The following is a 10,806-nucleotide window of genomic DNA, read 5'->3' as shown; positions in this document are numbered from 1 at the left end:
GGCACTGTTTCTTGAATCTAGGGCTGAACCATCGCCGGAGGAAACGCCGGTAGCGGTACGGCGCGCATGACCATTGCCAACACCTCCTCGTCGAGCTCCGCAAACCCGGAGCCATTCGCGATGCTGCGCGCCAACACATGGCCGCTGCGATCGACGGTAAAGCTCAGCATCACGACGCCCTGCTCGCCTCGCGCCCGGGCGCTCGCCGGATAGCGCTTGTTCTGCGCCAATCGCGCCATCAGAAGATCGCGCCATTTTGCGATGGCGCGCTGGGCCGCCTCGCTGCCAGGGCTCGGCGCGGCCGGTGTCGCCGCCGTCTCCCGCGCGGAGCGCGCCGTGGCCGTTTCCTGCACCACCGCCGTCTCGGCCTTCTGCGTGTCCTCTTCGGGCTTCTTTTCAAACGCCTTGGGTTCGGGCTTGGGCAGCGTCACCTCGGCGGGCGCCTCGGCCATCGGCACAGGCTCGACGACCTTCGGCTCGGTCTGCTCCTGCTTGGGCATCGGCTGCGGTTCCACCGTCTGGGGACCCGGGGCGAGATCCTGCTGCGACGGTGAAGCCGCCAGCGGCGCGAGGTCGACGATCACCGCCGGCGCTTCGGCGGAGCCTTCGGCCTCCGGGTACGGCATCAACCAATAGACCGACGCCAGCCCGACATGCGCAGCGAGGACGATCGCTGCTGCGAGAGCCCAGCGCCGCAATTCCGCACCGCTGTCGAAATCAGCCAGGGCCAGCGCACCGGCCGTCATTTCGCCTCCCGCTCTTCCAATCCGACCAGCGCGACCTTGAGGAAGCCCGCGGCGCGCAGCGCGTTCATCACCTCCATCACGTCGCCGTAGCTCACGGCGCGATCGGCGCGGAGGAAAATACGTTCGTCATGGTTGCCCCGCGCCGCCGCTTCCAAGGCCGAAGCCAGCGCGCCGGCCGGCACGGGATCGTCGCCGATCGCCAAGCTCCGATCAGCCTTGATGGTGAGAAACACCGGCTTGTCGGGCCGCTCCTGCTTTTGCCCCGTCGTCGCCGGTAGATCGACCGGAACATCGACGGTCGCCAGCGGCGCCGCGATCATGAAGATGATCAGCAGCACCAGGATCACGTCGATGAATGGCGTGACATTGATCTCGTGGGTTTCCGCGAAATCGTCGCCGTCGTGTCCGAGCCGGATTGCCATGGCGCTACTCCGCGGCAGCTTGCGTCAGGCGCGCCGACCGCGTCGACGACAGCGCGCGCTCGCAATCGCGGCTCAACAGCCGCAACACCAGCGCGGAGCCGTCGGCCAGCATCGCCCGATAGCCGCCGATCGAGCGGGAGAACACGTTGTAGATCACGACAGCGGGGATCGCGGCGAACAGGCCCAGCGCGGTTGCCAACAGCGCCTCGGCGATGCCCGGCGCGACCACGGCGAGGTTCGTGGTGTGGGCGTTCGAGATGCCGATGAAGCTGTTCATGATGCCCCAGACGGTGCCGAACAGGCCGACGAACGGCGAGGTCGCGCCGATGGTGGCGAGCGCGCCCATGCCGAAGCGGACGCGGCGGGCCTCGGCGCGCACGATTTCGGAGAAGCTCGACGCCGCACGTTCCTTGATGCCGACGTCAGAGGAAATGCCGACCGACATCCGCCCCTCTTTCATGGCAGCCGCGAGGAGCGACGACAGCACCGTCTTCTTGTCGCCGAGCGCAAGTTGCGCTTCGGACAGCGACCGCGAATCCGAGATGCGTTTGAGTGCGCTCTTGAGCCGGCGCTGCGCGGAGGACAATTCCATCGTCTTGGCAATAGCGACGGTCCAGGTGACCAGCGAGGCGAAAGCCAGGCCGAGCATGACCGCCTGCACGATGATGTCAGCGTTCTTGAACATCGACCACGGCGACAGATCGTGCAGCCCGCTGGCCACAGCCGCCTTGCCGGATTTCGGCGCGTCAGTAGCCGACGGATCGATCGCGACCGGTGTGGACGCCGTGGGTTGCTGCGTCACGGCAGGCGCTGCGGACGGCGTGGTGGCCTGCTGCGCGATCAAGGGCGAAGCCAGCGCGAACACGGCCAGCACAGCCAACAACTTAAGAGACGTTCTAAACAAGGTCTGTACCTCGGCCCAACAGCGAATGATTTTGCGATAGATACCGGTCAATTTGACCGTTTCAGGGTCGTCTCTTCCGAGACGTTCAACAAGGCTTTGGATCACGCGATCGAGATCGAAGATCATGCTGCGCGCAGGGGCATCCCGTACCATGCCCTGTAGTCAGAAAGAAGACGCCTCGCGCATGCCTGCCGTGAGCGGGGCCTCCACATGCCAATTTTAAACCAGATAGAGCACTGGATCATATTCATCCGGCTCCGCCACGAACAACGTCGCCGACAGCTTGGCGCGGATGCGCTTACCGGTGAGGTAGTCGCCGCGCACCGACACCACCCGGCGCCAGAAACACTCCTCTCAGATCAATCCCGGAGAACGCTCCGATCAGACTTCCGCCCAGTACCGGATCAGATTGTGATAGATGCCGGTCAGTTTCACGGTCTCTGGATCGTCACGCCCCAGTCGCTCGACCAGACTCTGGATGGCGCTGTCGAGATCGAAAATCATGCTGCGGGCATGCGCATCCCGGATCATGCTCTGCAGCCAGAAGAACGAGGCCACGCGGGTGCCTGCTGTCACCGGCGTCACCAGATGCAGGCTGGACGCAGGATAGAGAACGAGATCGCCGGCGGCCAGCTTGATTTCGTGCGAGCCGTAATTGTCCTCGATGACGAGTTCACCGCCCTCGTATTCTTCCGGCTCGGACAGAAACAGCGTCACCGACAGATCGGTACGGATACGCATGCCCGTGAGATGATCGCCGCGCACCGCGTTATCGACATGAACGCCGAAATGGTGACCGTCGGACGCCACGTAGCGGTTGAACAAAGGCGGGAAAATCTGCAGCGGGATCGCTGCCGAGATGAAACGCGGATTGCCGGTCAGCGCGGTGATGATGCGACGGCCGAGCGCGCGCGCGACCTCGCTGTCCGGCGGCAGTTGTTCGTTACGCTTGACCAGCGCCGATTGCGCGCCGGCAGTGGAGCGGCCGTCTTCCCAGTCGGCCGCGTCCATGACGCGGCGGAAATCCGCCACATCTTCTTTGCTCAAGACATCGGGAACGCAGATCAGCATGCGGGCTAGAACTTGCCGCTGACGACAAGCGTTCCCGACCGGCCCGGCGCCACCAGCACGAACGGCGCCGCGCTGTTGTAGAAGCCGTCATAGTACAGCTTGTTGGTGAGGTTGTTGGCAAACAGCTTGATGGTCCAGTTCTGGTCGATCTTCTTCTCGACGAAGGCGTCGAAACGCCAGAACTCCGGCAGCACGGTGGTGGTGGTCGTGTACAGGATGCCGCCGGTACGCTTGGACTGGTAGGTCGCCTGCCCGCCGAGCTCCCAGCCGTGGTCGAACTTGTACTTGGTCAGCACGTTGAAGGACTGGTGCGCGATGTTGGCGAGGTCACGCCCGATGAATGCGGGCGTGGCTGAATTCAGCACTTCCGATTCCATCAGCACGAGCCCCCCGAACACGCTCCAGCGATCGGTGATCTTGCCGGCCACGCCGAGATCGATACCGCGGATGCGGTACGCCGCGCCTGCAACCACCTGAACGGCCGCGCCTGTGCCGACCTGCTCGCGGGCGTTTTCCTTTTCGGTCTGGAACAGCGCGCCGGTCAGCAGCAGATGCCGGTCGAACAACTCCCATTTGGTGCCAACCTCAATCGACTTGTTCTTCTCCGGCCCAAACACCTGGTTATAAGCGCCGTTCAGATTGAAATTTCCGTAACGCGCGTCAGTACCATCGAGTTCGGAGCCAACCGGGTTGGTCGACGTCGCATACGCTGCATAGACGCTGCCGAATGGCAGCGGCTTCACGGTCAGGCCGACATTGTAGTTCAGGTTTCCGCTGTTGGCACTCTGAGGGAACGTCGTCGGAGATGGGATCAGCTTGCTGGCGTTGACGCTGTAGTCGTCGAAGCGCATGCCGCCGTTCAACAGCACGACATCGTTGTAGTTGGCGGTGTGGATCAGGTAGCCGGCATTGGTGTCGACCTTGATGTTCGTCGGGTTACCGACGGGCTGCGGCTGCGCAAAACTCGCGAAGGTCAGGTTCGGGTTGTTGATCGGCACGATGGTCGCGCCGATGCTGGTGCTGCCGCCGGGCAGCGATTCCGTCGTCAGGCCGGTATAAGTGTCGATGCCGACCTTCTCGCGCGAGATTTCGGCGCCGACGATGGTGGTGTGCTTGATCGGCCCGGTATCGAACTTGAACTTCAGGTCGGTCTGGTTGGCGACGACGTCAGTGGTCTGGTAACGGCTGACGGCATTGAGCTGCGTCAAGCCGTAGCCGGCGGGATCGGCGATATAACCGGGAGTGCCCGCCCGCGGCGTTTCCGGCAAGGTGCCGACATAGGCCAGCGTGGCGCGCTCGAAGCGCATCTTGTTGCTGAAGGTGATGTCCGGCGTCAGCGCCACTTCGGTGTTGAGCGAGCCGATATCCTGGCGGGCGTGCTGGAAATCGCGGTTGGCGAAACCGTAGTAATTGTTTCGGTTGGCGAGGCCGGTCTCGGTGGAAGGCTGGTTGGCGCTACGGTCCCACGGCACGCCGAAATCCGGAATCGAATTCAGGTCGGTGTGAATGTAGTTCGCGGTCACCTTGACGGCATCGACCGGGGTCCACTTGATCGCGGCGAAACCGCCCCAGCGATCGTCGGTGGTGACGTCGCGGCCGGCGACGCGGGCATCCTGGAACAGGCCGCCGGCGCGGATCGACACGGTCGGGCTGATCACCTGGTTGGCGTCGATCGTCACGCGCTTGGTGGCATCGGTGCCGAACGTCGTATCGACATTGGTGAAGTTCTTGTCACCGGCCTGCTTGGTGACGATGTTGATGGCGCCGCCAGCGGTGCCGCGGCCGGCGAAGGACGAGGCCGGGCCGCGCAGGATCTCGACCTGCTCGGTGAAGAAGTTTTCGCGGATGCTGACGGCCGGATCGCGCACGCCATCGACGAACACGTCGTTGCGCGCATCGAAGCCGCGGATGAAGAAGCGGTCACCGAAGGCGTTGCCGCCCTCGCCGGTGCCGAGAGTCACGCCGGCGGTGGATCGCGCCAGATCGCGCAGCGAGGTGGCGTTCTTGTCTTCGATAATATCCTTGGTCAGCACCGTGACGCTGCGCGGCGTATCGACCAGCTTCTCGGTGAACTTGCCGCCGGCCAGCCGGTCGCCTTTATAGGGCGCGGCCGGATCGGCATAGGGATCGGCGGCCAGACCGCCGGCATTCGGGAACGGCACCGGCGCGACCTGCGCCGGCTGGGCACGGCGCGCGGCGCGGCGAAGCGCGGTACGCGCACGGGTGGCGTCCGGCGTCGGCCGCGAGGCAGCGGGACGCGGCCGGGCGACCGGGGCATCGATCGTGACCGGCGGAAGGTTGGATTGCTGCGCTTCCGCGCCGCTGAAAGAAGCCACCGCGATCAGGCCGGCAACGGCCGTGACCTTGCGGCCGGAGGGCTGCGAGGTTTCCGCATTGCTGTCGAGCAGCGCAGACGAACGCAACGAATGTGGTTTCTTGATCGTGTTCACAGATGCCCCCGGCCCGCTGCGTCGAAATCGCACAGCTATTCTTCCGCGATAAATTGTCTCAGGGCCCGGAGTATCGATCGAAAAATTGACGGTCAACGGGATTTGGCGGAAACACGGCGCAGACACATTTGAATACATGTAGATTGAAACGGTTCTAATTCGCCCAGACCTCGAACCGGTGACGGGGTAGTTGTCTTGATCCGTTCTAAACGTGCATCGCGGCTTCAATTCAATCGATACTCGGCGCCTTCATCAGCGAAAACATCTCATCGACGGTCTGCAACGCGGTCTGCCGGACGCGATCGGTGTTCTCCATCCCGGCGATGTTGATGCCGCGAACCACCGCCTTGATCTCGTCGCGGTAGTCCGAAAGGAAGCGCAACGGATCCGGCGAGTCATTGGCGACGCGCGCGATCAATCCGGTGATCAGAATCTGGCAGGCGATCATTCGTCCGTTGAGCTCGTCCATGAACTTTTCCTGTGCATGTGAATTGTAGTTAGCCGCGGTTGTTTCGGTTGCTATGGCCGAGCCGGTGCGAGGTTACAACCTGCTGCATCGGATAGGCCACGGCGGAGAGCTCCGGAAAGCGGCCGGCGGAGCGCCCTATCCGACTGCCACACATGAAGTTTTGGCAATGTCGGAGGAATTCAAGCCAATGTGTGTTTACAGCCAAGGAGCAGCCTCTTAACTGCCCGAAGCCAGTCGATTGCCGGGCATTGAAGTAGCGCCGCGATGGGCGAGTAACGGCTTCGTGACTTCATGACTTGGATCGGATTGCCATGACTGCCTCCAGACGCTCCCGCTGGGTTCTCCCGGTCCTCGCCGTGCTGGTGATTGCTGGCGCCTATGCGGGCTGGCGCTATTACGGCGGCGGCAAGAGCGAGCAGGCCGCCAACAAGCCCCGCTCCGGCCCGCCGCCGATTGCGGTCAAGTTGGCCGCGGCAGAGAAGAGCGACTTTCCGATCTATCTGAACGGGCTCGGCACCGTGCAGGGCTTCAATACCGTGGTGGTCCGCACCCGCGTCGACGGCCAGATCGACAAGATCGCTTTCAAGGAAGGACAGGTCGTCAAGGAAGGCGATCTGCTGGCGCAGATCGACCCGCGCCCGTTCCAGGCCTCGCTCGACCAGGCCAAGGCCAAGAAGGCGCAGGACGAGGCCAATATCGCCAACGCCAACCTCGATCTGCAGCGCTTCACCAAGCTTGGCGAGTTCGCCACCAAACAGCAGACCGACACCCAGCGCTCCACCGTGCAGCAGCTCACCGCGCAGATTGCCGCCGACGACGCCGCGATCTCCAATGCGCAGACCCAACTCGATTACACCACGGTCAAGGCGCCAATTGCCGGGGTGGTCGGCTTCCGCCAGGTCGACCAGGGTAACATCGTCAACGCCGCGACGCAGACAGGCATCGTCACCATCGCACAGGTCGAGCCGATCGCGGTGATCTTCACCGCGCCCGAGCAGCAACTGGTCGATATCAGCGCGGCCCTCAAGGCGCATCCGCTGAAAGTCATCGCGCTGAGCACCGACGGAAAACGCAATTTGTCGGAAGGCACGCTGGCGGTGATCAACAACCAGGTCGACACCACCAGCGGCACGATCCGGCTGAAGGCGACGTTCGACAACAAGGACCATGTGCTGTGGCCGGGCCTGTCGATCTCGACGCGGCTGCTGGTCACCACACTGAAGGACGCGGTAGTGATCCCCGACGACGCGGTCGAGCATGGCGCCGATGGGCTCTATGCCTTCGCGGTCGGCGCCGACAACAAGGCCGAGATGAAGAAGATCAAGGTCGGCAGCTCGACCGACGGCCGAACTGTCGTGGAGAGCGGACTTGCCGCTGGCGAGCGCTTGATCGTCGCCGGGCAATACAAGGTGCAGCCGGGGTCGGTGGTGTCGTCCGCCGTCGCCACCTCCGACGCCACGTCGGCAAAGGCACCCTGAGATGACGGACAACACCTCGCACGAGAGTATCTCGGCACCGTTCATCCGCTTTCCGATCGCGACCTCGCTGCTGATGGCCGGCATCCTGTTCGTCGGTCTGGTCGCCTACCCGCTGCTGCCGGTGGCGCCGCTGCCGCAGGTGGACTTCCCGACCATTCAGGTCGCGGCCTCGCTGCCCGGCGCCAGCCCGGAAACGATGGCATCCTCCGTGGCGCAGCCGCTGGAGCGGCAGCTCGCGCAGATCCCCGGCATCGCGCAGATGACCTCGACCAGTTCGCTCGGCACCACCGCGGTGACGATCCAGTTCGACCTCAACCGCGCCATCGACGGCGCCGCCAACGACGTCCAGGCCGCCATCAACGCGGCCGGCGGCCAGTTGCCGAAGAATCTGCCCAGCCCGCCGACCTATCGCAAGGTCAATCCGGCGGACTCGCCGATCATGCTGTTGTCCGCGACTTCCGACACGCTGCCGATCACCGAGGTGAGCGACAGCGTTGATGCGCAGCTCGCGCAGCAGATCAGCCAGATTTCGGGCGTGGCCCAGGTCACGATCGGCGGCCAGCAGAAGCCGGCGATCCGCATCCAGATCGATCCGGCGAAACTCGTGGCGAAGAACCTGTCGCTGGAAGACGTCCGCGCGCAGATAGCGATCACCACGGTGGACAGCCCGAAAGGCAACATCGACGGCGCGACACGCAGCTACACGATCTACGCCAATGACCAGTTGCCGGAGGCGAAGGACTGGAACAACGTCATCATCGCCTATCGCAATGGCGGACCACTGCGGGTTCGCGATATCGGCCAGGCCGTCACCGGCCCGGAAGACGCCAAGCAGGCGGCCTGGGCCAACGGCAAGCGCGGCGTGTTCCTTGTCATCTTCAAGCAACCCGGCGCCAACGTCATCGAGACCGTCGACAAGATCAAGGCGGCGCTGCCACGGCTGGTGGCGGCGATCCCGCCGTCGGTCAAGGTCGAGGTCATCAGTGACCGTACCCAGACCATCCGCGCCGCGGTGGCGGACGTGCAGTTCACGCTGCTCTTGACCATCGCGCTGGTCGTGATGGTGATCTTCGTGTTCCTGCGCAGCCTGTGGGCCACTATCATTCCCAGTATCACCGTGCCGTTGGCGCTGCTCGGCGCCTGCGCGCTGATGTGGGTGTTCGGCTATACGCTCGACAATCTCTCTTTGATGGCGCTGACGATCTCGGTCGGATTCGTGGTGGACGACGCCATCGTAATGCTGGAGAATATCACCCGCTATATCGAGGAAGGCGACACGCCGATGGACGCCGCCTTCAAGGGCGCCGGCGAGATCGGCTTCACCATCGTCTCGATCAGCGTTTCGCTGATCGCGGTGCTGATCCCCCTGCTGCTGATGGGCGGCATCATCGGCCGGCTGTTCCGAGAATTCGCGGTCACGCTGACCATGACCATCTTCGTCTCGCTGGTCGTGTCGCTGACGCTGACGCCGATGATGGCCTCGCGCTTCCTGCGCGAGGAAAAGCACGCCAGGCACGGCCGGCTCTACATCATGAGCGAGAACGCCTTCGACGCGCTGCTGCGCGCCTATACGCGGGGTCTCGATCTGGTACTGCGCTGGCGTCTGACGACGCTGATGGTGTTCTTCGCCACGCTCGGCCTGTCGGTCTATTTGTTCGTGATCATCCCCAAGGGCTTCTTCCCGCAGCAGGACACCGGCTTGATCTCGGCGACGTCGGAGGCCGCGCAGGATATCTCCTTTGCCGACATGAAGGCGCATCAGGAAGCGCTCGGCAAGATCGTGCAGGCCGATCCCGACATCGCCAGCGTGGCAATGGCGGTCGGCGGCAGCGGCGGTGCGCTCAATACCGGGCGAATGTTCATCACGCTGAAGCCGCGCGACGAGCGCACGGCGTCGGCGCAGCAGATCATTGCGCGACTGCGGCCGAAACTCGAACAGGTGCAGGGCGCGCGGCTGTTCATGCAGGCGGCGCAGGACGTGCGCCTCGGCGGCCGCGCGACGCGGACGCAGTTCGAATACACGCTGCAGGACGCAAATCTCGGCGAGCTTAACGAATGGGCGCCGAAGATCCTCGCCAAGATGCAGACGCTGGGAGAATTGCGCGACGTCGCTACCGACCAGCAGACCAAGGGCACCACGCTGACATTGACGATCGACCGCGACAGCGCCTCGCGCTATGGCATTCAGCCGCAACTGATCGACGATACGCTGTACGACTCGTTCGGCCAGCGCCAGGTCGCGCAGTACTTCACCCAGCTGAACTCCTACCACGTCATCCTCGAAGTGCTGCCGGAGCTGCAAGGCAAACTGGATACGCTGGACAAGATCTACATCAAGTCGCCGACCACCGGCGACCAGGTGCCGTTGTCGGCCTTTGCCAAGTGGACGACGGTGCCGGTGCGACCGCTGTCGATCAGCCATCAGGGTCAGTTTCCAGCGATCACCGTCAGCTTCAACCTGGCGCAGGGCGTGGCGCTCGGCCAGGCGACGCAGGCGGTGCAGAATGCGATGCAGGAGATGAATGCGCCGTCGACGCTGAACGGCACCTTCCAGGGCACGGCGCAAGCGTTCCAGCAATCGCTGGCCACGGTCCCGCTGCTGATCATGGCGGCGCTGGTGGTGGTCTATCTGATCCTCGGCATTCTCTACGAGAGCTACATCCACCCGCTGACGATCCTCTCCACCCTGCCCTCGGCCGGCGTCGGCGCGCTGGCGATCCTGATGCTGTTTGGGTTCGACTTCAGCCTGATCGCGCTGATCGGCATCGTGCTGCTGATCGGCATCGTCAAGAAGAACGGCATCATGCTGGTGGACTTTGCGATCGCCGCCGAGCGCGACGAACGCCTCTCGCCAGAGGCAGCGATCCGCAAGGCGGCGATCTTGCGTTTTCGCCCGATCATGATGACGACGATGGCGGCGATCCTCGGCGGCGTGCCCCTGATGCTCGGCACCGGCACCGGCTCGGAAATCCGCCAGCCGCTCGGCTACGCCATGGTCGGCGGGTTGATCGTCAGCCAGATGCTGACGCTGTTCACCACCCCGGTGGTCTATGTCTATCTCGACATGTTCTCCGAGAAGATTTCGGGATGGGGCCGCAAGAAGGACGCCGCGCGCGACGAAGCGCCCGGGCATGAGCCGGCCAAGCAGGCGGCGGAGTAAGACACCGCCCTCTCCGCTGTCGTCCCGGCGAACGCCGGGACCCATAGCCGCCATAGATATGAGGCCGCACTGCGGTTAGTTCGATCCGCCTCACGACTTCGGAGGG

General features: G+C 63.9%; 8 protein-coding genes and 1 pseudogene. 2 read left to right on the top strand and 7 right to left on the bottom strand.

The window, feature by feature from the left end; all coding sequences use genetic code 11:
• Positions 1-17: 17 nt before the first annotated feature.
• The 7 genes and pseudogenes from JWQ24_RS00110 to JWQ24_RS00080 all read right to left on the bottom strand — a co-directional run bounded on the left by JWQ24_RS00110 (position 18) and on the right by JWQ24_RS00080 (position 6,062).
• Positions 18-746 carry an energy transducer TonB gene (locus JWQ24_RS00110; RefSeq protein WP_299802911.1) on the bottom strand — a complete coding sequence of 243 codons (729 nt, stop codon included), beginning with the start codon at positions 744-746 and terminating at the stop codon, positions 18-20.
• Positions 743-1,168, bottom strand: a complete 426-nt coding sequence (gene exbD, locus JWQ24_RS00105; RefSeq protein WP_299802909.1) for a TonB system transport protein ExbD — start codon at positions 1,166-1,168, stop codon at positions 743-745. The genes JWQ24_RS00110 and exbD overlap by 4 nt, the downstream gene beginning before the upstream one ends.
• A gap of 4 nt (positions 1,169-1,172) precedes the next feature.
• Entirely contained in the window at positions 1,173-1,889 is a 717-nt protein-coding gene (gene exbB / locus JWQ24_RS00100) for a tonB-system energizer ExbB (protein WP_366521400.1), read from the bottom strand.
• A 189-nt stretch (positions 1,890-2,078) separates the two neighbouring features.
• Positions 2,079-2,399 (bottom strand): annotated as a pseudogene (locus JWQ24_RS00095) (PKHD-type hydroxylase); the annotation flags it as partial.
• 54 nt (positions 2,400-2,453) lie between these two features.
• Entirely contained in the window at positions 2,454-3,143 is a 690-nt protein-coding gene (locus JWQ24_RS00090; RefSeq protein WP_299802907.1) for a Fe2+-dependent dioxygenase, read from the bottom strand.
• A 5-nt stretch (positions 3,144-3,148) separates the two neighbouring features.
• The gene (locus JWQ24_RS00085) at positions 3,149-5,593 is read right to left on the bottom strand and encodes a TonB-dependent receptor (protein ID WP_299802906.1); all 2,445 of its coding nucleotides are present in this window, start codon (positions 5,591-5,593) and stop codon (positions 3,149-3,151) included.
• A 229-nt stretch (positions 5,594-5,822) separates the two neighbouring features.
• Entirely contained in the window at positions 5,823-6,062 is a 240-nt protein-coding gene (locus JWQ24_RS00080; RefSeq protein ID WP_299802904.1) for a hypothetical protein, read from the bottom strand.
• A 311-nt stretch (positions 6,063-6,373) separates the two neighbouring features.
• On the opposite strand from JWQ24_RS00080, the gene JWQ24_RS00075 reads away from it, so the two are divergent.
• Together JWQ24_RS00075 and JWQ24_RS00070 are read left to right on the top strand one after the other, a co-directional pair.
• Positions 6,374-7,540: an efflux RND transporter periplasmic adaptor subunit gene (locus tag JWQ24_RS00075; protein ID WP_299802902.1), complete on the top strand. Its 1,167-nt coding sequence runs from the start codon at positions 6,374-6,376 to the stop codon at positions 7,538-7,540.
• Position 7,541: 1 nt separating this feature from the next.
• Positions 7,542-10,700: a multidrug efflux RND transporter permease subunit gene (locus JWQ24_RS00070; protein ID WP_299802900.1), complete on the top strand. Its 3,159-nt coding sequence runs from the start codon at positions 7,542-7,544 to the stop codon at positions 10,698-10,700.
• Positions 10,701-10,806 lie beyond the last annotated feature (106 nt).

Source organism: Tardiphaga sp., from assembly GCF_028290495.1.
GTDB lineage: Bacteria > Pseudomonadota > Alphaproteobacteria > Rhizobiales > Xanthobacteraceae > Tardiphaga.
The sequence above is the reverse complement of the archived record's forward strand: the minus strand, read 5'-3'. Positions and strand labels throughout refer to the sequence as shown.